Raw genomic sequence first — 24,971 nt, forward strand, 5'->3', positions numbered from 1 at the left:
GATGCAATCCCCCTCTCTAACCCTTGACTGCGCCGGCCGTCATCCCCTTCATCATCTGTTCCTGGAACAGCAGATACAGTATAATCGTCGGAATGACGGACAAGGTCATGGCGGCCAGCGTCAAGCCGTAATCGGTCTGGTAGCCGTCGGCGAAATTGGCGATCGCCAGCGGCAGCGTTTTTAATCCGGTCTTATTGATAAATACAAGGGCAAACGAAAAGTCATTCCAGGCATGCAAGAAGCTGAGGATCGTTACCGTGGAAAGCGCAGGCAGGGAAACCGGAAGCATGATCCGGAAAAATAATCCCCATAGCCCGGTACCGTCAATGAAAGCGGCCTCCTCCAGCTCCTTCGGAATACTAGTGAGATACGCCGTCAAAATGAAGATTGCCGTAGGCAAGGCAAACGCCGTATAAGGTAGAATCAGGGCCCAGTAGGTATTCAGCATCGACATCTGCTTCATTAGAATAAACAGCGGCACCAGCGTGCTGTGAATGGGAATCAGCATTCCCACCACAAAGAAGGCGAGAATCCCCCCTTTTCCGCGGAACTGAAACCGGGCCAGAATGAACGATGATAGCGCTGCCACAAAAAGCGTCAGGAGCAGCGAGCCCAGCGTCACGATCAGCGAATTGCCGAAGGCGGTCCCGAGCCGGGAGCTGTCCCAAGCCCGCGAGAAATTGTCCGCGTGCCATGTTTCGGGCAGCCCGAAGGGCCGATTGTAAAAGTCGGCATTGGTCTTGAAGGAACTGATGAGCAGCCAAAGAAACGGATATAAGGTTAAAATACCATAGAGCGTCAGGACCGTCCAAAAAATAATTCTCCCCAGCCGTCTGAGGGAGAACCGGGGACCATCCCCATCCGTTCGCAGGGCTGCCGGCGTTGATATGTTCATGGATTCGTCTCCTCCTTCTCCTCAGGATGCGTCTTTTTTGCGCGAGGTAAGCCATTGGCTCGTTCCGATCAACAGCAGGCTGATCAGCATGATTGTCGTGGAAATCGCGCTGCCGAACCCGTACCGGTAAGTAGTAAAGGTCGAATTATACATATAGGTGGCCAGCAGCTCGCTCGCATGGGCAGGGCCGCCCTTGGTCATGATGTAGACCAGGTCGAACGACTTCAGGCTGCCCGAGATGCACAGAATGACGGCGACCTGAACCGTGTTCTTGATCATCGGCAGCAGGATGGATACCAGCTTGCGCCCGCCGCTGGCCCCGTCGATTTTTGCCGCATCGTGTATTTCCCCGGGAATATTTTGGAGAGCCGACATGAAAATGATCAAATAAAGTCCTACGTAACTCCAGATCAGCGGCGGAATCAGCGAATAAATCGCAATGCCGCGATCCGACAGCCATTCCAGTTTCCAGCTTCCGAGCCCGAGCGCATCCAGCAGGAAATTGAGGATTCCGATCTGCGGGTGGTATATATATTGCCAGATCATGCCGATGACCACGGTTGACAGCACCATCGGCAGGAAGATCGCCGATCTGAGGAACCGCTGCAGCATGTTGCTTTTGTGCAGCAGCACTGCCAGTACCAGCGCGATCGGCACCTGGCCGAATACCGAGGCCGCAACGAAAATGACATTGTTTTTCAAGGCCCGCCAAAAGACGGGATCCCTCAGGATTTCGGCGTAATTGCCGAGTCCGATATATTTGGCCTCCCCGATGCCGGACCAGTTAAAGAAGCCGTAGTAGGCGGACCAAATCACCGGCACGAAGACAAACAAGGCATACAATATCAGGGTGGGGCCGAGGCCCATCCAAATGAAACGGCGGCTGCGCAGCGCGTTCACGGCAACTCACTCCCTCTCTAAATAAGTCGCCCCTCCCCTTAAAGGGAAGGGGCGTTCATTCAATTCGCGACGGCCGCCGCCTGGGCGTCCTGAATTTTCTTGGCAATGTCCTCCGGCTTGCCTCCGTCCAGCAGCTCCTGAAGTCCGTTATTGACGACTTCGACCACCGCGGAACCCAGCTTCGAATCATACACCGGCGTAATTTTTACCTCCTGCATCAGATCGTACAGCTCCACGAACAGCGGGTGCGCCTGGCTTTTATCCAGTTCGATATTGTAGCTTACCAGCGTGCTGCTGTTCAGGGTGGCCTTCTGTCCATCCGGACCTGCCATTTCGTAGAACAGCTTCATGGCTGCTTCTTTTTTGCTGCCGGTCAGCTTTTTGCTGACGCCGAGACCGGTGCCCACGACGCCCGCGGTTGTTCCGGGATCCCCCTTGCCTCCTTCGATCGCGGGCAGGATCGTGATGTGCGTATTATCCAGCACCTCGGGCGGCGCGTTGTTGACCAGATTCGCCAGCGCCCAGCCGCCGTTGATGACCATCGCCGCTTTCCCCTGAAAGTACAGCTGCATCATCTGAGTCTCATCAATGCTGTTGAAGCCTTCCTGGAAGGCGCCCAGTTCGCCGAGCTGCTTCAGCTTTGTCAGCGCTTCCACGAATTCGGGATCGGTGAATTTCGCTCCGTCCTGCTCCACCGTCTTCAGGAACCAGTCCGTCCCCGTAATCCGGTCGGCCAGCGTGCTGAACAGCGTGGACTGAGCCACCCAGTTCGCTTTGTTCCCGAGCACGATCGGGATCACGTTCTTTTCCTTGAACGTCTGAACCGCTGCCTCCAGCTCCTCCCAGGTTTCCGGCACTTTTACACCATGCTCCTTGAACAAAGCGTCGTTATAGTAAATAAAAGAGCTTGGCGCCAGATTCATCGGCACGGAATAAATATTGCCGTCAACCGTATACCCGTCCAGCGCATTCGGAATAAAATTGTTTTTCCACTCCGGCTTGGCGTCCAGCTCGTCGTTGATCGGCTGAAGCAGGCCGCCTTTAACGAATTCTTTGGTCATGGCATCCGGCCACATGACAAACAGATCGGGCATTTCGTCGGCCGCGGCCACGGTGCGAAGCCGCGTCTTCAGTCCGTCCGTCGGAATGCCTTCGTCGATGACCTCGATGTCCGGATTGTCCGCCTGGAAGTCCTCGATGATCTGTCGCATAGCCACCGCCTTGGCGTCCTGACCCGTCCAGTTATGCCAAATCGTGATGCTGACCTTATCCCCGTTACCGCCGTTTTTTTCATCGGCCCCGTTCCCGCCGCAGCCTGCTAAGAGCAGCGCCAGCAGCGATACGGCGCACAGCATCGAAATCCATTTATTCATGCGCATGCGGTTCATCCCCCTTTTAATCGTTTCATTCGTTGGATTGATTTCATTCTATAAAGAATCGGGCCGGACCGTAAGGAGACGAACCGCGGCTCATAGGGGGAAAAATATCGGATGTAGTTTCAGGTCTACCTCCGAAACTGCTGCTTCAGCGTATTGCCGCCCAATCATCACGGTGGACTGCGGACAAACTTATAAAGGAGCAAAATAACTGGATTTCCTCCAGTTAAATTTCAACATTCCTCCGTTGCGACGAAAATAACGGGAAAACCTCCAGTTAATTCGGAGCAATTTCGCTCATGAGCCTGATACTCATCAAATTAACGGGAGGTTTTCCATCTAATTTATCGATAAAGTCCAATTGGCGCAAATTAGCTGCATGTTTTCCAGTTATTATAATCATGACCAGTCAAGATTGCAGTTCGGATTACAGTTACTTTGCATCCTAGACTCCAGCTGCCCTTGCATTCTAGACTACAGTCGCTATTGCAGTCTAGATCACAGCTACTGTTGCAGTTACGGCGATTGTTGTCTCAATCACAGTCTAGATTGTAGTCCCGTGCAAACCAAGCCGTGCCGGGCTGCGCATCTACGTGTCCATACTTATATCGTCCCACGCTTCATCCCGGTGCCCAAGCATCCAGAACAGCGCCCGGCGCCGCTCCATAACGACGCTCTCGTTCAGGCCGGCCGGGGCCGGCTGCCCCTGAATCCGCGCGTTGACGCAGGCCCAGTGCAAGCGGTAGATTTTATCCGCCTCATCCAAAATATGTTCCGGACGACGCATCGCCGTTTTGTCCAGAAACTCGGCAAACGAACGGCAGCTTGAAACGGTCTTGATCGCGAAATCGCAATCGCAGGTCCGATTGGGGAAATCCAGCGTTTCCAGTAGGCCTAGCGCCCACAGTAGGGCCCAGTACGCCTCGTACTGCCAGACGAGGTTGACGGCGGCTTGACGATCCGGCTCGGCCGCCTCCAGCAAATCCGACTCGAACCCGGTCAATTCGTCCGACACGCCGAATTTCTTCAGCATGCCTTTCACAAACGCGCGGGATTCCCCCAAATCCTCCTCTTGCTCCGCATCGCAGGCATATTGAATGACGATCAGCAGCGCGACCGCTCTCCTGGCGATCTCCTCCCGGGACTTCACCGCAAGCTCATTCAACGGCGGCAGCTCGGGTAAAGTTTCGAGATAAGGAATTTGCTTCTCTTTCAAATAGGAGATCGTCCTTTGTTTCCGCGCCAACCCCTCTTCCGTCGAAAAGTCCTCGCCCCGGATCTTGCGGGTACAGGCATAAGGCCGGAAATCGGAGGCCCCCGACTTGCCGTCCGGGGTAACGATCACCTTCCCTTCCCGGTCAAGCAGCGTACCGTCGGGCATAAAACAGATGCCGTGCGCCTTTCCGGCCAATTCAACAAAGAGTTTTGAATAATCCGGACCGTATTCCTTTTCCGTCTCGATGGCCAACATCGTATTGATCACCGAAATCTGAGTCAGGACCTTATATTGCAGCTCCTCGTCTTCAAACGGAATGCTCTGGTAAAATCCCATCATCCCCGGAATATTGTTGTCGAAATAATCGGGATTCGTATCCTCGGAGGATACCCGGATCGTGATTTTGTTCCTGACAAACCATCCCTTGGGCTGGATCACCGTTTCCTCCGGCGTCCCGGTCAGCTTAAATCCATTCCCGAAAACCTCCTGAATCCAATTCCCGACGCCTGAGATATCGTTCAGCGATGCAAAGATCGTGAAATACGGCAAGCCGGATTCCCCCTCTCCAATCGTTATACGGTTTGATTAATTCATGATGTCAATGATTTACGCGCTAAAATAAAAAAGCGGTGTTCCGTACTTGTAATAAAGCCGGTTCGTTCAACTTTCTCCTGCAGCTTGCAAAGCCGCTCGAAACACCGGTCCACGGAGAAACCGGAGAACTCCCACTCGAGAATTTTCGCGAAATACACCAGCGCGCCCATATCAAAGAATCGCTGTTCGGGAAAAAACTCTTCTTGCTCCAGGACGGTAAATCCAGCCTGCTCCAATTCCGCAGCGGTTTGGGAAAGATTAAACCCGGCATCGGTCTCCATACCGGCATCGCCGAGCAAAAACCGCGACAGCTCCCGGTTGTTCATCCCGCCGACCTGCTGTGTCACAAACACACCGCCCGGCTTCAAAATCCGGTACACTTCCTGTGTCGAGAAGGATTCATGGCGGTTAATCACCAGATCAAAAAATTCATCCCCAAACGGCAGATCATCGTCGTGCTCCACCAGCTTTACTTCAATCCCGTAAGGCGGCAATTTTGCCCGGCATAGCTCATAATTGGGAAGATAAGCCTCCGTCGCAAAGGTCCTGCCGGGGGGCGGCGCAAGCGAAAGCAGAAATTCTCCCCCGCCGGTCCCCATGTCCAGCATGACCGCCGAGCGGTTCGCCGCCATAAGCTCTTTCACATATTGCGCATAATCCCACGGAAGCTCCTGTTCCTTCATCCGACCGGATATATAAGAAAAATCCCACCCTTGAAAACCTTTCTCTTCCTCGGACTTCCAGTAATCTCTCAACTCTTTCAGATTCATCGGTCTGTACCCCTCTCACTTTTTTTGAAAACCATAAAAGCGGAGCAAGGTGCAGCTGCCTGATAACGCCTTCTTTTAAGCCCGGTACATTCGGTTATCAGTAAAATGCAACTGCACCGGGCAGATACCGCATTTGATCGCCTTCATTTTGTTGAGCAACATGCTGCATGTTCACCTCGCGCTATTGAATAAAGCTTCTATTTTTTCCTTTAAATCCTCATTAAAAATATAATAGTATCCTCCAATGCTGCTCGTCGTGAACGACAGCTTGGCCTCATCGTTCTCGTACAAACTTACGGCATAGAGATAACCCGTGCGGTCTTCCTGGTTCGGGTCCGGTACAATGTCAAAATCGCGGATCTCGTTAATCCAGCTGCGAATGACCGCCTGGTCGGAAATCTTAACAAGCCGGCCGGTCGAGCCGCTGCGGATTTCCGCGTAGTCGGCCTTGCCGATATCGCCGGGGTACAGCTCATAGAGCTTTTTGACCGTGGGCTCGGGTTCCGGTTCCGCCGGCTTGCCGCATCCGGCAAGGACAAGGAACACCGCCAGCACCGTACCGACAAGGAATACCATGGCAATCTTCATCGGTTTTACTGCATTGCCCCACTCCTTCATAACCCGCCCCCCTTCTACTCCAGCAGCTCCCGCAGCATTTTCTCACGGTTGTTCACGAATTCCTTCATAATGACGTAATGGTCCGTCTCCTCCAGATCAACCTTGCGTACCCCTTCCGGGGTCAGCTGATAGATCAAGCTGTCCGGATAAGCCATCAGAATCGGCGAATGCGTTGAAATAATAAACTGCGAGCGCTTGCCCACCAGCTCATGAATCTGCGCCAGCATCGCCATTTGCCGGAACGGGGACAGCGCCGCCTCCGGTTCGTCCATAATATACAGGCCGTGTCCGCCGAACCGGTTCATAAACGCCGCGAAAAAAGATTCCCCGTGCGACATCATATGCAGAGATTTTCCGCCATAGGATTCGATGATTGGAGGAGTAAAGCCCGGCTCTCGGTCCAGCTCGTCGATCGCCGTAGCCAGATTGTAATAGCTTTCCGCCCGGAAGAAGAATCCGTCCCTGGGTTTGCGCGCCCCCCTTACCGGCCGTATGTACCTGTACAATTCCGAGTGGGTTGCCGCCGTGGAAAAAGTGAAATTCAGCGTCCCGCCTTCCGGGTTAAAGCCGAGGGCCACCGCGACCGCCTCCAGCAGCGTGGATTTGCCCATGCCGTTCTCGCCGACGATATAGGTCACCTTCGGATGCAGGTCCAGCTTCTCCAGCGAGGCTACCGCAGGCAGCGCAAAAGGATACCGGGAGAAGGAAGGAACCTCCTCCCTGAGCAGGACCATACTCCGCAAAAAAGGCTGCACATCGTATATATCCACCCGTTTTCCCCCTTCCTTAATCGGCTTCCGTATCTTCAAACCGGCCCTGGTACAGCTCGCTGTAAAAACCGCCCCGCTTCAGCAGCGTTTCATGATCGCCCTGCTCGACCAGCCTGCCCTCGCGGAGCACCAAAATGTTGTCCGCCTGGCGGATCGTATTCAGCCGGTGGGCGATGACAAAGCTCGTCCGCCCCTGCATAAGCCGCTGCAAGCCCTCCTGGATCTTGATCTCGGTCACGGTGTCGATGCTGCTCGTCGCCTCGTCCAGTACAAGGATCGAAGGGTTCGCCAGAATCGCCCGGGCGATCGCGAGCAGCTGCTTCTGTCCCTGGCTGATGCCGTCCCCGTTCACGCCGAGCTGCTTATCGTAGCCGTCCTTTAGGCGCATGATGAACGAATGGGCGTTCGCCAGCTTCGCCGCTTCCTCCACTTCGGCATCGCTGGCGTCCAGCCGGCCGAAGCGGATATTGTCCCGGATCGAGCCCTGGAACAGGAATGAGTCCTGCAGCACGAAGGCCATATGGCCGCGCAGGCTGTCGCGCGTGATCCCCGTAATGTCGCGGCCGTCGAGCGTAATGGTGCCGCTATCCGGGTCGTAGAACCGGGACAGCAGTTGAATCAGCGTGGTTTTGCCGGCCCCGGTCGGCCCGACCAGCGCGATCATTTCGCCCGGCTCGGCCGTGAAGCTAATCCGCTCCAGCGTGTCGCCTTCACCCTCTTTTTCATAGGAAAAAGAGACCTCCTCGAACGTCACCGCGCCGCTCACCCGCTCAATCTCCACCGCCGCCCGCTCGTCCCCGGACTCCTCCTCCTCGTCCAGCACCTCGAACACCCGCTCCGCCCCGGCCAAAGCCGACAGCAGCGTATTCCACTGGTTCGCCAGATCGTTCAAAGGCCGCGTGAACTGTCTCGCGTACTCGACAAATACAATGATTACGCCGACGGTCACCGTACCGCGGATGGCGAGCACGCCGCCGATCCCGGCGACGAGCGCGAAGCTGAGGTTGTTGAGCGCGTTCATCAGCTTCGGGATGAAACCTGAGATCGTCTGGGCCCAAAATCCCGATTGCCGGATCGCCGCATTGCGTTCCCGGAATTCACGGAGGACCCGCTCTTCTTGGGAGAAGGCTTTAATGATCCGCTGCCCGGACAACGTCTCCTCAACATAGCCGTTCAGATTGCCGAGATCCCGCTGCCGCTGCTTGTAGAGCGGCCCCGTCCGCCGGGTAATCCAGCGCATGCCGAGCGCCATCAGCGGCACGACGAGGAAGGTCAGCAGCGTCAGCAGCGGGCTGAGCAGCAGCATGACGGTCACCGTACCGACCAGCGTCAGAACGCTGGAAAAAATCTGGATCGCCGAGCTGTTCAAGGTCGAGCTGACATTTTCGATATCGTTCGTCACCCGGCTCATGATCTCGCCCTGCTGTCTTTTGCCGTAAAACGGTATGGGCAGCCGGTGCAGCTTCGCGAACAGATCGTACCGCAGGCGGTACACCGTCTCCTGGGCGATCTCGATCATCCAGATGTTCTGCAGCCAGCTCGTGAGCGACGAGCCGGCATAGGCAAGCCCCAATCCGGTCAAGAACAGCACCCAAGGGCGTCCGCCCGCCCCCTCGAGATAATTGTCGATTGCCACGCCCAGCAGATAAGGGCCGAGCAGCGCCAGCGCGGAGCTGAATACGACCATCAGCAGCACCAGGGTCAGCTTGGCCTTACGCTTTGCCAGGTAATGCCACAGCCGTCCCAGCGTGCCCGACCAGTTCTTCGCCCGGGCTTTCTTCTTGCCCCCGGCTCCCGCACCTTGCTTGATTACCCACTCGGGGTACGGATGGCGGAACGGCTCAAGAAATGCCTTGAACATGGCTGCTTTCCTCCCTTTGCTGCGATTCGACAATCCGCCGATAGAGCGGCGAGGCCGCCATAAGCTCGTCATGCTTCCCGCAGCCGATCAGCCGCCCCTCGTCCAACAGCAGGATGAGGTCGGCCGAAGCGGTCGCGCTGATCTTTTGCGTGATCAGGAAGGTCGTACAGGACATGCCGTCCAGCGCCTGCAGCAGCGCGGCTTCCGTCCGCGTATCGAGCGCGCTCGTGCTGTCGTCCAGAATGAGGATGGACGGCTTCCGCACCAGCGCCCGGGCGATCGACAGCCGCTGCTTCTGGCCGCCGGACAGGTTGATGCCCCGCTGACCCAGCATCGTGTCGTAGCCGTGCGGCAGCGATTCAATCGTGGCGTGAATTTGCGCCTGCCGCGCCGCCTCCTCGATCTGCTCCTGCGTCGCGTCCTCGCGTCCCCAGGCGATGTTGTCCCGCACCGTGCCGGAGAACAGCGTGACCTCCTGCGGTACGTAGCCGATATTCCCCCGCAGGCGGGAGCTCTCCAGCTCGCGGATGTCGGTGCCGTCGATGCGGAGCGTGCCGCCCGTCGGCTCCTGCAAACGCAGAATCAGCTGGACGAGCGACGATTTGCCCGACCCGGTCGCGCCCATAATCGCCACGCGCTGACCCGGCCGGACGCGAAACGAAATATCCTCCAGCACCTTCAGGTCGCTGTCGGGATAAGAGAAGCCGACGCCGGAGAACTCGACATGGCCCGAAAGGTTCGTTCCAATATCGCGAGCGTCCTTGAGTCCTGCCTTTTCGGGTTTGGCTTTACCGGCGGCGTCCCCACCTTCAGAGTAGGTATCTTCCGTCTCCAGCACTTCGCCGACTCGCTGTGCCGAAGCCGCGGCCCGGGAATACGAGGTCATGATCCAGGACAGGGCCGACAGGGCGCCGATCGTCCGCAGCGAATAGTTCGCCACCGCGACCACTTGCCCGACCGTCGCGCTTCCGGCGGCGATGTCCAGGCGGCCGAACCAAAGAACGGCGATAATTCCCGCGTTCATGATCAGCAGCGCGAACGGCATCGTCGTTTCCGCCAGCCGCAGCGCCGACACCGTGCCGCTCATCAGCGCCTTGCTGCGCTCGGCAAAGCGCCCGTTCTCATGCTCGCGGCGCACGAACACGCGAATCAGACGCATGCCCGTCAAATTTTCCTGAATGATTCCGTTCAATTGATCCAGGCGGCGTTGGACAGCGCGGAAACGGGCCGACGTCATGCGGATCATCCAGAAGACGAAAACCAGCAAGACGGGAACCAGCACCGTGAGCATCAGCCCCAGCTTGGCGTGCACCACCAGCGCCATAATAATGCTGCCGAGCACCACAAGCGGGACGCGGGTGGCAAAGCGCAGGCTCATAAACACCATATCCTGCAGCTGGGTAATATCCGCCGTCAACCTTGTAATGAGCGACGATGACGCAAACCGGCTGAATACGGGATACGAGAACCTCTGTACTTTCTCATACAGCCTGTCCCGCAAATCATATCCGAACCCCTGGCTCGCATGTGAAGCAAAAAAAGAGCTCGACAGCCCCGCGGCGAACGCCACCACCGCGCTCCCGAGCAGTACACCGCCCCAGCCCCAGACGACGGACAGCCGCTGCTCCCGAATGCCGTCATCGATAATTTTTGAAATCAACAGCGGTTGAACCAGCTCCACCGCCAGCTCGATCAGCATCATGCAAAATGCCGAAACCGCGGCGACGCGGTATTTTTTTAGAAATGAAAAAATAAGCGTCATGAACATCCCTCCTGTTGCACCCGCCCAGGGCCGAGGACTTCACACACTCCGCTCAAGCCCACGGCCTTTCTATGACTACGGCAGACCCATGGATACTATGTAAACGTTTGGAAACCATATTGTTCTATTATAGAACAGATGGGAATGGATATGTAAGGCTTTACGAGGGAATGGGTATACAGTGTTTGTTTATTTTAAAACATATTCATTGTTTCTTTAATAACGGTCAAAAAGAAAGCCGATCTCGGGAAAAGGTCTATACTCGCAGATTTCAATACATCATTCATCTGTTACGGTCAAAGACGCTCTGGCGGCGTCTGTGAGGTCATGATTAAGTGATTTCAATACATCACCTGTTACGGTCAAAGCCGGGGGCAGTGCGATGGACGCCTGAAGCGCAAGGATTTCAATACATCATCTGTTAAGGTCAAAGCTCAGCACTAAGACAAACCATAGGCGGGTAATCGATTTCAATACATCATCTGTTACGGTCAAAGGGTCGGCCCCACCGGCACTACCGGCAGGCTGAACGAATTTCAATACATCATCCGTTACGGTCAAAGCAGTGTGAATCGTGCGGTAGTAGACACACCACGGATTTCAATACATCATCTGTTACGTCAAAGGTCGATCGTCGCGTTGGTTCGAATGTTTAAGAAGGATAACTGTTACGGTCAAAGGGGAATCTGGAACGCCTGAACGGCTGAAATAACTTACATTTCAATACATCATCTGTTACGGTCAAAGCGGGTCTAATCTGCCGGACCGCCCGCTGCTGTGCTTATTTCAATACATCATCTGTTACGGTCAAAGTCTGATGGATTGTTAAGCCGGTTTCCTTGATATATATTTCAATACATCATCTGTTACGGTCAAAGTTGGGTAATGAAGTCTAACTCTTTCTGCCCGATACCTATTTCAATACATCATCTGTTACGGTCAAAGAGGACAGCTCGTACCTTATGAACCCATCGCAGGGCATTTCAATACATCATCTGTTACGGTCAAAGGGGCCTTGGCTCCGCAATCTGCCGCTATGGCTTTTAATTTCAATACATCATCTGTTACGGTCAAAGTACGGCCTCCACTTCGTTAAGCATATTCAGTCGCATATTTCAATACATCATCTGTTACGGTCAAAGACTCCCGGGGATTCACGGTGCAGACTGTTTAACCGTATTTCAATACATCATCTGTTACGGTCAAAGGTTAGTTCCATCAGGATCGCCCATCTTGGATTCAAATTTCAATACATCATCTGTTACGGTCAAAGCATGCAAGGCCCTCCAGTTCCGTTTGAATTTTGTGAATTTCAATACATCATCTGTTACGGTCAAAGGAACAACCTATTAACCTGCTTTTCTGTCAGCTTCTTATTTCAATACATCATCTGTTACGGTCAAAGGCCCTTGCTTTTATTCGGGTCTCCCCCCGGCTTCCTATTTCAATACATCATCTGTTACGGTCAAAGGCGCGGATAGGCGCTAATTTAACGGAAAAGGAGCGAATTTCAATACATCATCTGTTACGGTCAAAGGCGGATACTACGTCACAGCCGATAAGCACTTATTTGAATTTCAATACATCATCTGTTACGGTCAAAGATCCGAATATCTTCGTTCGGGTCTTGCAATTTATTTATTTCAATACATCATCTGTTACGGTCAAAGGCTAGTAAAATCAAGCTTTTACAATGTATTGATATGCCAAGTTTACTACAGCCATAAGGGATACGCAAAAATTTCCCAACCGGATAAGAAGGCAGTCGCAGGGCCTCCTTAAAAACCCCCAAGCCCTTATGCCACTTGGCTTATTGCACTATGCTGCGATGTATGAGGTTGGGAAAAACCTCAGTAAAAATTATAACAACAGCGATTCGGCATCGTTGAGTTTAACACCGATAATTTCTTCGTCAAATACGTAGTCCCCGGTCATTTTAAAGATTGCGATAAAATCGGAATCGGCATCAATGACCTTTTTTAATTCGCCGCGTAATTTCAAAAGATTGGCCGGGGTAATTTCACCGCGGAAAACGGATTTTTGAAAATGAACGAGGTATTTCTTGCAGATTTTGAAGACACGGCCAACCCGCTTTTCTCCAATATCGTAAACCAGAATGACATAGTTATAATTTTTGGACTTGGCCATGCTCTTTATCTCCCCTCTTTTTCAAGAAACGGAGTAAAAGGAGTTCCTTCAACAATGTGTTTCTTTAGTTTATAAGCATCGTACTTAATGGCGGTCAAGTAACTAACTTTACGTTTTAATTTCTCATGTTCAAATACCTGTTCCATACGAGCTTCCAAAGCTGTGATAAACACGTCTCTACCGGCATCGTTTAATATGCAATAATTATACTTCTTCTCAAAGTGTTTATTAACTTGGATTCTTCGATTGTTCACTAATTCAAAAATTGTACGGTAAACTATAAGCGGCTTAAAGGGTTCCGATAAATCGAGGCTGAGGGAGAAACGCCGATCACTCGGTTCATGAAGAAAGCTAATGCTCTGATCCAAATGGGTATGATAAATCTGGGAAATGGTTTTTGTATAAAGTATGGTATTGCCAAAGCTAATCATGGCATTGAGCGGATTATCCGGCGGTCTCTTGACCCGCTTGTTCATTTTAAAGTCCTCCGGCAAAAACGTCTTGAACGTATCGTAAAAACGCCGCCAAATTTCTCCTTCGAGCGCCAGCAAACGTGAGATATCATCGATCTTTTCAAGTAGGGCTGGCACATCTTTCTTCAGCCAATCCAGATAAGGTTTGATCTCCTTGTTCCCATGTTTGTAGTAATGGTAGAGTACCTCATGGATGTTTGCCCCGATTGCACTAACGAAAGCCTTGGCAATGGGAAGCCGTCGTTCCAGGCAGGCTTTGGCCTGAAGTAGTTTCACCTTCCCACTAACTCGTGCCTCCTTGGGATAAAATGTGCCGCGAAAATGTCCATAATAATCAAAAAAGTGAACCGTAATCCCAGCAGTAGACAGAAAGGAAAAAAGCTTGCTGTTGAGCGATATTTCGTTTAGCAAGTAAAGTTCCTTAATCCCGTGAATGGGCAAGTGAATGATTCCTTTTTCACTGCGAAAAGTCAATGAATTAGCTTCTCTGCTTAAAGTACCCGGCGTACGTATATACCTGGTGGATGATGCCGATTTAGACAATTTAATCCCTCCCCTTATTACAAAAAGCAGTAAGCATAATAAGCACAGCGCTTGCATTTCTTATCCAAAACGGCTGGCTCAGGTTGTTCTCCCGTCACATACTGCTCAATCTCTTCCAGCATTTGAACCAGCTTCACCTCAGTTTGCTCATCCAATTCGAGCTCCACTGTTTTGCTGCCCTGGCGATTTCGCTCTATAAACTGAACATTTCCTTTTCTCTCCATCCCTTTCTGTTTGAGGACGTACATGTAATAGATTGTCTGCCACTTGGTAGCTTCGACATCTGCATCGGATTTTTTAAATTCGGTAACATATTGATCACTTAACTTATCAACCTTAATTCCTTCAATCGCAATTTCCCGACCGGACTTACCTTCGTTTTTTAATTCGTGAAGTACCTTGCCAATCCGCACATCTTCGCTATCATCTTCAAAATTCATTCCGTTTGCAAATAGCCAGCATTGCCTGCGGCAGTGAATGTAATAATTGACTATCGTTCCGGTCATCCTCAAAGAAACAGCCCCCTCTCTGCCTCACTGTACTTTGAGCGATTGAATTTCCAAGAACCTGTTTGTTCGTCCCAATCCATGTATTGTTCAGCCTGATCCACATAGTAGAGAGAGCCTATGACTTTAGAGAAAATCGCAGGGAGTTCTCCCTTCGTAATTCGATAAGTGAATGTAAAATAACTCATCTGCTCCCGAATAAGAGACAATTTGACCTTCCGTTCAGAATAGTCTATTTGTTTGTCCTCCACTAAGCGCATAAACTTGTCCCATACCTCCTCACCCGAAATGGTTGTTCCGTTATCCAATACCAAGTCATAGTTAAGAAACAGTGATACGCTCCTATCCGGAATTAGGTTCATATGTTTAGCTAAAACTGGAAAATCTAGCATCTGGATGTCCGTCTCGAATTTGAACCAATTCTGAGCGTTATATCTCTCTCTGGAGTCATTAATCCGCTGCATAACACGGTTATAGAAATCGCTGAAATCTTTGGTCAGCAGCATTTTCTGGTACGATTCCTCACGCAAATCCAGCTCTATACGCATATCATCTCTATAAATCATGCTTGCATCATCCATGTCAAAAAAATAAGCGTGGCAATCGTCGCGGTCACAGGAGCGATTGATCCTGCCGAGAAATTGCTCTTCACTATCCAATAATGAAATATCCTTGAATCCGACATCCATATCGATATCCACACCGGCCTCGATAACTTGTGTCGCCACGACGATAACCTCTTTTAGTAAAAACTCGCCCGTACTCGCCGATTTGCCCAACTTTCCGATCAATTTCTTGCGATAAGACGGATTATCGTCACCGGTAAGCTCATACACCGGTATCTCACTTTCCTTAATCAGATTATAGAACTGACGGGCTGTTGTTTTGTTGATAAATTCAAACAAGACTCGGTTGCCCGCTCCTCGCTGTTTTCTCTCATGAATAATGCGTTCGAACTGGTTCCTTAGTTGTTCAATCTTTAACTTCCCTTGCTCTAACCAGTCAAAATGGAGATTCACCCTATCGCGAAACAAGGGATTATTGAAATATGTGTTTCTGTTTAACACAAGCGAGTATGTTTCAACTTCCTTCTCTCCCGGTTCGTACTTCAAAAGTAAATCCAGCTGCGGAAGTGTCGCCGACATGATAATGAATTTAATATTCATGAGCTCCGCAAATGAACGCAAAAAATGAATTATTTCCTTCCACAGCTTGTTGCGATAGCTCTGGATTTCATCCAACACGATCACACTGTTACATAAATGAGCGAAAGCCAAATTGACTTCACGCCCCGTCCCGAAGAAGTAATTAAACAGGTTCACATGAGAAGTTAGTGTAACGGGATATTGTAGTAATTGCCTTTGTAGCAAAATGGATTTGAAATTCTTTTCCGGCTCGCCTGACTCATAATCCCCGTTTTCAAGATTCTTCTGAGCCATTTGCTCTTGAGGAGATATCATAGGGGTTATAGAATTAATGACCTCCACCTTGTATCCTTCAAGCCCATCCTTGTTAAAATAGCCCTCCAGCGTTTGCCTCGTCTGTTCGATCAAAGAATTGAACGGGAATGCATAAATGAGCTTATTCAAACTTTTATCACGATTCAATAATTGAAGCGCCAGGTTAATTGACATATTTGTCTTGCCGGAGCCTGTTGGCCCTTCCAGATAATAGATAGACTCCCCCGGGCGTTTCAGTAATCTTCGCTCCGTCTCCAGAAACAGCTCTGATCGCAGACGGTTTATGGACCCCAAGGGCATAGATTCACGGTTGACCTTATATTTCTGGATCGCCTTATAAATATTCCCGCCGCGATATGCATCCAGCACTGGCTGGAGCGGCAGCCGTTCACCAAAATAGTTCATAGCCTGGGGAGTTTGCTCCATATAATGGTAAGTTGCTCGAAAATCCGAAGCGATCAAGGTGGAGTAAAGCAATTTGACTACGATGAAAAAAGGGTATGACGGAGAGTGCATTTCATTTATCCGCATCCCGTTGCCTGATAGTATATATTCAAATAAGGAATATTCATCAAGAAAGTCATGTTTGTTACGATAAAAATCAAGGATCTCCGGTTTTTCCCGAATCGCTGTCACCTGTTGGCGAAGTACCTGTTCAAACGCAGTAAGCTGATCTCCGACGAGGCTATCCATAGCGCCAAGATATGTATGATGTCTGGAAATGACATAGGCAAATACATAAAGTACGTGCCGCAGAAATATGAAAATCCTTTTGTTATGACGTTTGTCGTCTGAGAAAAACAAAGGCTTTTGTTCCAATTGACGCAACTCACTCAAAAAGATATGTAGATACAACACTGCAGATAGCAAGGAATGTGAACTATCACTGAGTCCCGCCCCTTTATTGCCGATTGCCGAGTTCTTCATTTTTATTCGCTGAAAAGCAGGATTCAGCTTGCCGAGATCATGCAAATAGATGGCTTTCCGAAAATAAATCAGGATTTGATCTTGAGCGGGAGAACCTAATGGTTTACCGGCTATACTCAGCTTGTTCAATCCTCTTTCTATAGCCGATTCTACGCCCCCCTCAAGTAAGAGGGTTTCGGCATATTCCATCACCAAGTTGCTATGTTCCTCAAGTGTCTCGTTAGGCCTTTCACTTTCTTTCTCAGTAAGGTGAGCCAGCAGTATATTTTCCGCTTCATCGGTTAGCCATTGATTAATAGAAGAGGTTCCCGACATGATATTCCTCCCAGTAAATACAAAGCCGGCTGGAATCGCTTCCTAATCCGGCTTTATTAATCATATGAAATACAACACCCGTTCCCCATCCAAGAACAACCGCTCTTTATCCCGATCCAGCAAGGAATCCGGATCGATTTCATGATTGGTAAATACCAGTTGTTCCAGGATATAACCGTTATTCACTTCATTCAAAGCAACAGGTAAGTACTCTTTAAAGTAGCTTTGCATTTGCCTATTCTTAATTTCCCCATAGGTTTCAGATGCAATATGCCCCGCCCTAAGCGAATCAATAAATTGCGGTTTGTCTTGAGGCTTGTCCAAGTTAATTACAGCCGTTCTCGTAATTGATGCCGGGTGGTCGTTTTTTCCGAGATAAGGCATATATTCGGCTTTGGAATGGAGAAGATAATCCGCCAGCTTATCGAATAGCCCTGGGGGCAAGCCATTGTGATCGGCTATGTAAATGGTCCAATGCGGGTGTTCTAGCCACTGCTCTCGCACATTGAGTACGCCGCCTTCCTCATTGCTCGCATACCCAACGGTATTGTTGAAAATTTGAATTTTCTTGGCGAAATACCCCCGATCTCCATGCGGCACAATGCTTACCCAGGCATACCGCAACACCTCGTAGAACTCAGGATAAATCGCCAGAGAAGGCCCCGAGCTTTTCTTACTAGCTGACGAGGCATTATTTTTCTCGTATTGTTGAGCATATCCTCCAAGTCCAATTATTGCACCGAGCAGGCCGAACAACGCTATCTTATGAATATGACTATACGTAAAATAGGCATATGAATTCACATCCGGTTTCTTAAAGAAAGCCGTCTCCCCCCGAAGCTCAAAGCGAATCGCCCGCATGGTCATCCCTCCTAAAGGCTGCAGCATAGTTCTCCATTACAGCAGGTTCAACTCTTTGCGAGTGAAGATATTATAGGTTTGGACTCCAGGATACTTTAGCTCTACTGCGGCCGCATACGGATTGACATAAAGCTCAATATGATCGATGTACTCCTGCACATCTTCCAACAGAGGAAGGATCGCCGATAGATCATAAATAACCTGATCTTTCTGTTTGATGACCTTTACATAAGGATCAAGATTCGGCATATACGAAGGCACATCCGGTTTAAATTCGACAAACAGAGCGAAGGCGTTTTCCGCTCCCGATTTGCTATTCGTATTTTGCAGTGTAGCTCCTACGAGTGCTCCTTGCTTAAAAGCCTCATAAGCTTCTTCTGTATAGCCTTCGAAGTCCGCAATGCCTTCCAGTTCAACATAGCTGTCATAGTGTTTCGGATTAACGGAAAAAGGATAAATATAGTGCGATTCATCCACCGTCCGTTTCTTTCCGATTGAGGTAGCATCCTTATCAGCGCTGTCTTCATTGGAGTTTCGGAAGGGGGATAAAATATCCTGAATTTCAACATTTGCAAATTCGAACTTATTAAATCCCTGACCAATTTGTACGGGACCAGCCAACCCGATATTTTGTTCTTTCACCGCGAAGGTAGCCCCAAAATTCATGACGTCCACACATTGAAACAAACGGCTAAGCACTTCCGCCGAGCTTTTAGATACTTTCTCTCCAAACAAATGTTCATACCGTTCATCCAGATTTCGCGGTTGCAGCTTGCTTGCATCGTTTCCCTTGCCGCCCATTTTATAAGAACGAATGTACAATACCTTGTGTCCTTGTTCTTCCCAATAACGTTTGATACTGTATTTAAGCGCCTTGTCGCTTCCGAAAATTTGCCCGTTGCTCGTTGTTTTGGGAAGACCGCTGAAATCCGCGTTCCAATTTGCCATCCGGCTCACGATTCCAATCAGCCCAACAACACGGTTGGTTTTTTTAGTCATTTGAATCCTCTCCTTCATTAGCTTGATTTGAAGCCTTCTCCGACTTTTCATAGAACCAATTGTCCGCCAGCAATCCGGCAATAAAAAACTCCCTTACATCGCCTTCCGGCTCAGCCTCAGGCTTATAGCCAAACACACTGGAAAAAGCACGGTTAAACTTAAAGTGGTTCAACCGAATTTTGTGTTTATGTAAAGCATAAGCATCTTCCAGCCTTCTTTTCAGTTGATCACTGCGTTTTACCGACAGAAACGGCCCTAGTAAATCGCCTGTTTTGTTGTAGGTTTCCGATAAGCTTTTAAGGAAATAAGCGATCTGCCCCGCCAAAAAGTAAAACTCGTCATCATTGCCGCATACATTGATATCATTGAGCGCGAGCTTGTCTTTTAATGAAGCTTTAACAGCCGAAATTCGATCTCCCATCGTCGGACCTCCTTCATTTCGTTTAAGATAACGATCCATCGATAACCGGACATTGAAAGCATCCGCCAGCCAGCGCAAATCCAGCAGATTCAATCTCCCGTTTTTTAGTCCTCCAGGTTCTACATATAATAATTGCTCTTCAATAAGACGCAGCGTAGTTCTGTCAAAAATCGGCCTGATCGTCATCTCCGTCCCCTTATAAATCCAGTCATGAAAAGCTTGCCTGCTCTGCATGAACAGAGCCCCCATAACTGAAGTGAAATCTTTATCTCTCGGTTTTGGCTCATCCCCATACACGAAGCGCCCTTGATCCTGATTCATCCGTCCACGGAAAAATCGGCTGCTGATCTGCTTTTGCAATTGCTCGGCCCCGTTAATATGCATATTAGAGTAATCTTTAACGAAGCCCTCGTGATCTCTTACTTCCAAATAGTTGAACACCGGGATCTGGATCAGTACTTCGGTAGAGAAAGGAATATTCTCGTAACTAAGCACTTCGTTATCCTTGCCTTCAACATAAACATGGTACGCCCCCTCAGGGCCGGAAGCCTTTGCCAACGAAAAAGAAGTCTCGTATTTAAACTTATGAGTGACAAACTTATCCTGGGAAAGCAGCCATTCCGTTGTTGACTTTAGTAGCATTGCTTCATCCAAAGACACACGGATCGGCGCAACGACACGCATCGTTTTGTGCTCTAAATACGGCTTCTTGCTATTCATGCTCACATTAAAACCAGGAAGTCCTGTCATTTCACCATTAGCCATCTGGTTGTAGTCGTTGCTATTAAAAATTTTAGGAATCGTATAGAGAGTGTATTCAAATTGATAAATCTGTTGATTGGTGTAGGAATCATCTAAGGTGGGGATCTCCGGGGTAAAAAACAATTTGACGTAGTTTTTGAAGTTCAGGGACCGCACAAATTCAGTCAGCGGTTTTAAGTTATCAGCGTACCAAGATGCAATTTCTTGAAGTTTATTCTTCCGGAAGTTGCTGTCCAAGTAATGAAACGATTGAGCATAATCAGTCTCCGCAAAGAATTCTTCCGGTGTTAGGGCCCTGGCTTCTTTGTTTGAATTCTTTAGGGTAATTAATTCGGCCCATTTCTGTCGAACAGGCACGGGCTTGGTTTGCTCCAGAAATCTGACCACATTGTCTTGCATAGAAAATTTACTGTCTTTCTTCTCTTCCAAAAAAACTTCCCGCTTAGCAAATAAAGCAAACGGATTATTGCTGTGGATTTGCTTGCCGCCATCCACCGCCTTGTTCATCGTAATCAGAGAGCTGTAGTAGTCTCTAACCTGAAACCATTGGAATAAACTCAAATTCGAAACGGGGATATCCTCTTCGTTCTCCTTTGAATTAATCATAAGATGATTACCTTCAAAGTCCCTTTGTTGCTCCGCCCAGCTTTGGTCAAGACGAAGACGAAGATACAATCCGGATTTTGGGCGGTGAGAATCCTGAATCACCTGTTCAGGGGGTCGATTCTTAGCCAACTGATAGCTGTCTGCTAAGTCTTTTAACATGTGCTCTCTTAGCCTCCTTTCCGCTTAATCCAAACCTTTTGCAAGACAGAACCCCGCTCCCAAGACGCTGTTTTTTTCGGAAAGCCCCGATCCAAGTACCACATGCGCCAAACGCTGAGAGAGCTCGTCCTCCCGGATCAGCAAGCGAACCTTATTTCCAAGCAGTTTCCTTCCTTTATAGCAATAAGCGATCGGCTTCTGATTAAGCACCTGAATTCCTTCGGCAAATTCATAGTCAAGACGAATCGGTTCGCTTGAATTGAGCTGGTTGTACTTCTTCTCCGCATTGGCGTGAATTCGGTTTAACAATAACTCCAAATTATCACCAGGTACCCATGGTTTGCTGTCCACGGTCACAATCGCCGGGGTTACCGTCGTCAATTCGGTAATATGCATCATTCGCTTGCTCTGTATCGGACTCACGGCTAACAGTTCAAAGTATGTATCATCCTCCAGCAATTGCAATGCCTCAGCTACCCGCCGCAATATATTCTCTACAGAGCTGCGTATCACAATAACGTAGACCCTGCCTTGTTTGTAGATGCCATCTTTTTCTCGTGGAAAAGGCTGCGAGAACACTCTATTTTTGTAAGTTGCATCATAGTGATGTAACCTAAGTTCATCGTCTTTTAATTCGGCTCGTCCGACCCAGTTCCCTATGATCTCAGGCATTTCCAGGTGATGTTTTGATTGCTTTAACAGAACAGTCGCTTTCATTTCAAAAAACATCTTCCTCACCTCCTCTCATAAACTAGTTCAACAACCCATTGCTGTCAAAAAGCCCAACATGTATAATAAATCAGAATCAGAAAGTTAATGACCCTAACAAGTGGTGTATTGAAAATTGTAATGATTTAAGTTCTTAATCTATGGACTAGGAGCTTCAGGATCATGACCGAAACATATGATGTATGGTGAATTTTATTTATAATATAAAAAATCATTGTAATGATTTAAGCTTTAACTTATCTTATATTCAATAAAATACACTTCATTTTATTCTCCGTCCATCCATTTTATGGAACTATATTCACTTCACAATATTCATATGTTTTCTGAATCATAGGTCACTCAACACACATTATTTTAGAGATGGCGTTGTTACCAATAATGAAATCAAATACGATCCACTCCCTCCTACCCCTCCCATCTTCAATTGGTACTCGAATTTGGTATTATCAATGAACAGAGATGCTATATACAACTTAAGATTGATAAAAAACTTAGCCCTTCACTGATTCTAAACTCCATATAAGTTACGGTTAAAGAAGAAAATTGCCCGAAACCCGAGTTGCCATAGGCCAATTTCAATACAACGATTGTTACGGTTTAAAGAGCTGTTATCCGCGCCGATCTTTTTACGCAGATTGATTTCAATACAACGCTTGTTACGGTTAAAGAACTTTGCCATACTCTTTATCTCTCCCTTTGGTTTAATTTCAATACAACGCTAGTTACGGTTAAAGTGCAGCAGATTGGGAAGAGCAGGTCAGAGATCACTTATTTCAATACAACGCTTGTTACGGTTAAAGTGGGCAATGGGGAAGTATTGCACTCCATTCCAATCCATTTCAATACAACGCTTGTTACGGTTAAAGTTCTCTGCTCTCATATTCCATTCGTTCGTTATAGGCATTTCAATACAACGCTTGTTACGGTTAAAGATGGATATTATCAGGTAGTAGAACAGCGGGAATTAATTTCAATACAACGCTTGTTACGGTTAAAGCATAGCCATAACTGCAACAAGTGCCATCGTCGCAACATTTCAATACAACGCTTGTTACGGTTAAAGACGCCACTATACACGCACATAACCGTGGGGTCATAAATTTCAATACAACGCTTGTTACGGTTAAAGGCTTGCGCCGTAGTTCCGGAGTCGCCGCGTTCGATTATTTCAATACAACGCTTGTTACGGTTAAAGGTCCAACATGTTCGCGGCGATCCAATCAGCCACTTCTATTTCAATACAACGCTTGTTACGGTTAAAGCCAATCACCACAGATCATTTCGGTTGTATCTACCGGATTTCAATACAACGCTTGTTACGGTTAAAGCACTCTTTACACTCAGGCCGATAGCCGTCGGTTGTATTTCAATACAACGCTTGTTACGGTTAAAGTAATGGTGTATCCTCGCCCCAATTTTTCATGGCCTCATTTCAATACAACGCTTGTTACGGTTAAAGGGTAACACTGATTTCATTTCCGCTTTGCTCTGGATTATTTCAATACAACGCTTGTTACGGTTAAAGGCCAGTAAAATCAAGCCTTAAAAAAAATCATATATGTTAATGTTACTACAACCACAAGGGATCCACAAAATTTTCCCAACCTGAAACTAATATTGTAAGTAATCCTTAAAATATGCCTCTACCCCTTATAGCTGTAAGGCTCGCATCCTTTTGCCTATAGTAAGTGGTTGGGAAAATTCGATCTTAAATCTTCAACTCCGAAAAACAAAACCCAAATATTTATATGGTTCTCCTGCTTCACATAAATACAGAGTTTCTCTTTTTTGATTACCGTTTAAACCGTTTAAACGCTTCTGTACAAATATTTTGGTCATTAAATTGGTCTTATGAATATATTTAGTGACGAAAGACATATATTGCAAACAAAGATCGCAAAGTGTTTAAGTCCTACAAACTTGCCGCCCAGTCTGACACGCATAATTCCTCTATAAAAATAAAGAAAAACCCTTAAACTTTAAGGGTTCTCTTTGTGTTGATTTTCCCGAGATAAAAGCGATAAAGACAATTTTATGTAATATATGAGGCTTTAACTTTTTGCAAACAAATCAATCTTTTTAATGTTCCATCCCATGGCTAAACGTAGTTATTGTAGATGGGTCTGGTACGGTCGGTACTATGACTACACTAATTAACCCCAATGCAATTACCGTCATAAAAAATGCTTTTTTCATTACTCAATTCCTCCTTAAGAGTATTAGTCATGAAAAGAGTGTATTGCTTCTGCTGATCTTCGCTAGTATGTTTTCGAAATGATTCAAATAGCGTAGAAAACTTTTTAAATGCTGTTGTATCTTTAAGTATATTAGATAATGCCAGAGCTTGTAAGGTTATATCTATTGCAACATCATAATCTTTACGGGCAAAATGATACAATGACAATCTATAGAACACTTTCATCAGGTACAGCGATTGCTTTTTCTTATAATATTCAATCGCCGTATTAATTTCGCTCTCAAAAGATTCTAATATTTCACTTACATCAAAATTATATCTCATTGCTGCCTCGATAATGTTAAGTAGCCCCGGCATTAATTCATCAATCCGTGATTCTCTTAAAAATTGAATATACGGTTCAAGATATTCTAAATTACCTTCGAGTACGTTTACAGCATACATATTTGCTTTAGCAAACATTTTAAAAAAATCTATTTCTTCTTTTGCCTCTTTACTTCCATCATCTAGCCATGAAAGATCACTATATTTTTCTATAAGTGCTTTCGATTTTTTGTAATCACCTTTATTTTGTAGAGCTATTCCCTTTGCAAGCTGGCTGAAGCCAAAGTAGTATACTAAATGCCTCTCAGGTTTGTCCTTCATTTGTCTTTCTTGTTCAAAGTCACGAGCTGATAAATAGAGCTTATTAGCTATCTCAATCATTTTATCCCAATCTTCTAATGCAAATGATGCCTTAAGTAAATCAACCAAGGAGTCAATTTTCAAATTATCCAGATGTAATTCATCCAAGGAAATTACCCCCCACCCAATATCCTCATAATTTACAATAAGGTATTATTTACCATTAGTCAATTATATCAAGAATAAATGTATAAATTTGGTGTTAGTATTGAATATTATTTGAACATCATAAATCTATAAAAAGAAAATATGCCAAGCTATATCCAATAGCTCAGCATAATTGTACATAGAAGCTTTTTAAGATTCCCCGTATTTTTATACATTATCTGTTACGGTCAAAGACATGCCGGATTGAATAAGTGCAAGGTATGGTACATATTTCAATACATCATCTGTTACGGTCAAAGCAAGAAGAT

18 protein-coding genes and 3 CRISPR repeat arrays (1 of these 21 cut by a window edge) are annotated in these 24,971 nt (G+C 47.8%); all 18 genes read right to left on the bottom strand.

Features of this window, described 5'->3' with window-relative positions:
• Nucleotides 1-16: 16 nt before the first annotated feature.
• Nucleotides 17-895 carry a carbohydrate ABC transporter permease gene (locus V3851_RS10610; RefSeq protein WP_331846506.1) on the bottom strand — a complete coding sequence of 293 codons (879 nt, stop codon included), beginning with the start codon at nt 893-895 and terminating at the stop codon, nt 17-19.
• A gap of 21 nt (nt 896-916) precedes the next feature.
• Nucleotides 917-1,795: a carbohydrate ABC transporter permease gene (locus tag V3851_RS10615; RefSeq protein ID WP_331846507.1), complete on the bottom strand. Its 879-nt coding sequence runs from the start codon at nt 1,793-1,795 to the stop codon at nt 917-919.
• Nucleotides 1,796-1,854: 59 nt separating this feature from the next.
• Entirely contained in the window at nt 1,855-3,168 is a 1,314-nt protein-coding gene (locus V3851_RS10620; RefSeq protein WP_331846701.1) for an extracellular solute-binding protein, read from the bottom strand.
• A 592-nt stretch (nt 3,169-3,760) separates the two neighbouring features.
• Complete coding sequence (locus V3851_RS10625; RefSeq protein WP_331846508.1) at nt 3,761-4,936, bottom strand: DUF4272 domain-containing protein; 1,176 nt, start codon at nt 4,934-4,936, stop codon at nt 3,761-3,763.
• A gap of 41 nt (nt 4,937-4,977) precedes the next feature.
• Nucleotides 4,978-5,751 (bottom strand): class I SAM-dependent methyltransferase, encoded by a 774-nt coding sequence (locus V3851_RS10630; protein ID WP_331846509.1) that lies wholly within the window; start codon nt 5,749-5,751, stop codon nt 4,978-4,980.
• A 171-nt stretch (nt 5,752-5,922) separates the two neighbouring features.
• Nucleotides 5,923-6,369: a hypothetical protein gene (locus tag V3851_RS10635; protein ID WP_331846510.1), complete on the bottom strand. Its 447-nt coding sequence runs from the start codon at nt 6,367-6,369 to the stop codon at nt 5,923-5,925.
• A 14-nt stretch (nt 6,370-6,383) separates the two neighbouring features.
• Nucleotides 6,384-7,103: an AAA family ATPase gene (locus V3851_RS10640; RefSeq protein ID WP_331846702.1), complete on the bottom strand. Its 720-nt coding sequence runs from the start codon at nt 7,101-7,103 to the stop codon at nt 6,384-6,386.
• A 52-nt stretch (nt 7,104-7,155) separates the two neighbouring features.
• Complete coding sequence (locus V3851_RS10645; RefSeq protein WP_331846511.1) at nt 7,156-9,000, bottom strand: ABC transporter ATP-binding protein; 1,845 nt, start codon at nt 8,998-9,000, stop codon at nt 7,156-7,158.
• On the bottom strand, nt 8,981-10,762 hold the full coding sequence (locus V3851_RS10650; RefSeq protein ID WP_331846512.1) for an ABC transporter ATP-binding protein: 1,782 nt from the start codon (nt 10,760-10,762) through the stop codon (nt 8,981-8,983). Before V3851_RS10650 ends, V3851_RS10645 begins: the two co-directional genes overlap by 20 nt.
• A 717-nt stretch (nt 10,763-11,479) precedes the next feature.
• A CRISPR array of direct repeats spans nt 11,480-12,432; the repeat unit is 30 nt; unit sequence ATTTCAATACATCATCTGTTACGGTCAAAG.
• 190 nt (nt 12,433-12,622) lie between these two features.
• On the bottom strand, nt 12,623-12,910 hold the full coding sequence (gene cas2 / locus V3851_RS10655) for a CRISPR-associated endonuclease Cas2 (RefSeq protein ID WP_331846513.1): 288 nt from the start codon (nt 12,908-12,910) through the stop codon (nt 12,623-12,625).
• A 5-nt stretch (nt 12,911-12,915) separates the two neighbouring features.
• Nucleotides 12,916-13,926, bottom strand: coding sequence for a type I-B CRISPR-associated endonuclease Cas1b (gene cas1b, locus V3851_RS10660; protein WP_331846514.1), 1,011 nt, complete (start codon nt 13,924-13,926; stop codon nt 12,916-12,918).
• 17 nt (nt 13,927-13,943) lie between these two features.
• A complete protein-coding gene (cas4, locus tag V3851_RS10665) occupies nt 13,944-14,432 on the bottom strand; it encodes a CRISPR-associated protein Cas4 (protein ID WP_331846703.1) in 489 nt (162 codons plus the stop codon).
• Between the two features lie 2 nt (nt 14,433-14,434).
• On the bottom strand, nt 14,435-17,134 hold the full coding sequence (gene cas3, locus V3851_RS10670; protein ID WP_331846515.1) for a CRISPR-associated helicase Cas3': 2,700 nt from the start codon (nt 17,132-17,134) through the stop codon (nt 14,435-14,437).
• 60 nt (nt 17,135-17,194) lie between these two features.
• Complete coding sequence (gene cas5b / locus V3851_RS10675; RefSeq protein ID WP_331846516.1) at nt 17,195-17,995, bottom strand: type I-B CRISPR-associated protein Cas5b; 801 nt, start codon at nt 17,993-17,995, stop codon at nt 17,195-17,197.
• A 36-nt stretch (nt 17,996-18,031) separates the two neighbouring features.
• Nucleotides 18,032-19,075, bottom strand: a complete 1,044-nt coding sequence (locus V3851_RS10680) for a type I CRISPR-associated protein Cas7 (RefSeq protein ID WP_331846517.1) — start codon at nt 19,073-19,075, stop codon at nt 18,032-18,034.
• Nucleotides 18,987-20,942: a hypothetical protein gene (locus V3851_RS10685; RefSeq protein WP_331846518.1), complete on the bottom strand. Its 1,956-nt coding sequence runs from the start codon at nt 20,940-20,942 to the stop codon at nt 18,987-18,989. The genes V3851_RS10680 and V3851_RS10685 overlap by 89 nt, the downstream gene beginning before the upstream one ends.
• 24 nt (nt 20,943-20,966) lie before the next feature.
• Nucleotides 20,967-21,671, bottom strand: a complete 705-nt coding sequence (locus tag V3851_RS10690; RefSeq protein ID WP_331846519.1) for a CRISPR-associated protein Cas6 — start codon at nt 21,669-21,671, stop codon at nt 20,967-20,969.
• A 575-nt stretch (nt 21,672-22,246) separates the two neighbouring features.
• Nucleotides 22,247-23,199: direct repeats of the CRISPR family, unit length 30 nt; unit sequence ATTTCAATACAACGCTTGTTACGGTTAAAG.
• A 624-nt stretch (nt 23,200-23,823) separates the two neighbouring features.
• On the bottom strand, nt 23,824-24,663 hold the full coding sequence (locus V3851_RS10695; protein WP_331846520.1) for a hypothetical protein: 840 nt from the start codon (nt 24,661-24,663) through the stop codon (nt 23,824-23,826).
• Nucleotides 24,664-24,866: 203 nt separating this feature from the next.
• Nucleotides 24,867-24,971: direct repeats of the CRISPR family, unit length 30 nt (it continues 1,706 nt past the right edge of the window).

It is taken from the genome of Paenibacillus haidiansis (assembly GCF_036553665.1).
Lineage (GTDB): Bacteria > Bacillota > Bacilli > Paenibacillales > Paenibacillaceae > Fontibacillus > Fontibacillus haidiansis.

What these genes read in the sequence shown, in the direction of transcription:
- cas2 (WP_331846513.1), bottom strand. Translation starts at nt 12,910, where the DNA reads ATGGCCAAGTCCAAAAATTATAACTATGTCATTCTGGTTTACGATATT.
- V3851_RS10630 (WP_331846509.1), bottom strand. Translation starts at nt 5,751, where the DNA reads ATGAATCTGAAAGAGTTGAGAGATTACTGGAAGTCCGAGGAAGAGAAA.
- V3851_RS10610 (WP_331846506.1), bottom strand. Translation starts at nt 895, where the DNA reads ATGAACATATCAACGCCGGCAGCCCTGCGAACGGATGGGGATGGTCCC.
- V3851_RS10650 (WP_331846512.1), bottom strand. Translation starts at nt 10,762, where the DNA reads ATGACGCTTATTTTTTCATTTCTAAAAAAATACCGCGTCGCCGCGGTT.
- V3851_RS10685 (WP_331846518.1), bottom strand. Translation starts at nt 20,942, where the DNA reads ATGTTAAAAGACTTAGCAGACAGCTATCAGTTGGCTAAGAATCGACCC.
- cas5b (WP_331846516.1), bottom strand. Translation starts at nt 17,995, where the DNA reads ATGCGGGCGATTCGCTTTGAGCTTCGGGGGGAGACGGCTTTCTTTAAG.
- V3851_RS10640 (WP_331846702.1), bottom strand. Translation starts at nt 7,103, where the DNA reads ATGGTCCTGCTCAGGGAGGAGGTTCCTTCCTTCTCCCGGTATCCTTTT.
- cas3 (WP_331846515.1), bottom strand. Translation starts at nt 17,134, where the DNA reads ATGTCGGGAACCTCTTCTATTAATCAATGGCTAACCGATGAAGCGGAA.
- V3851_RS10690 (WP_331846519.1), bottom strand. Translation starts at nt 21,671, where the DNA reads ATGTTTTTTGAAATGAAAGCGACTGTTCTGTTAAAGCAATCAAAACAT.
- cas4 (WP_331846703.1), bottom strand. Translation starts at nt 14,432, where the DNA reads ATGACCGGAACGATAGTCAATTATTACATTCACTGCCGCAGGCAATGC.
- V3851_RS10645 (WP_331846511.1), bottom strand. Translation starts at nt 9,000, where the DNA reads ATGTTCAAGGCATTTCTTGAGCCGTTCCGCCATCCGTACCCCGAGTGG.
- V3851_RS10635 (WP_331846510.1), bottom strand. Translation starts at nt 6,369, where the DNA reads ATGAAGGAGTGGGGCAATGCAGTAAAACCGATGAAGATTGCCATGGTA.
- V3851_RS10620 (WP_331846701.1), bottom strand. Translation starts at nt 3,168, where the DNA reads ATGAATAAATGGATTTCGATGCTGTGCGCCGTATCGCTGCTGGCGCTG.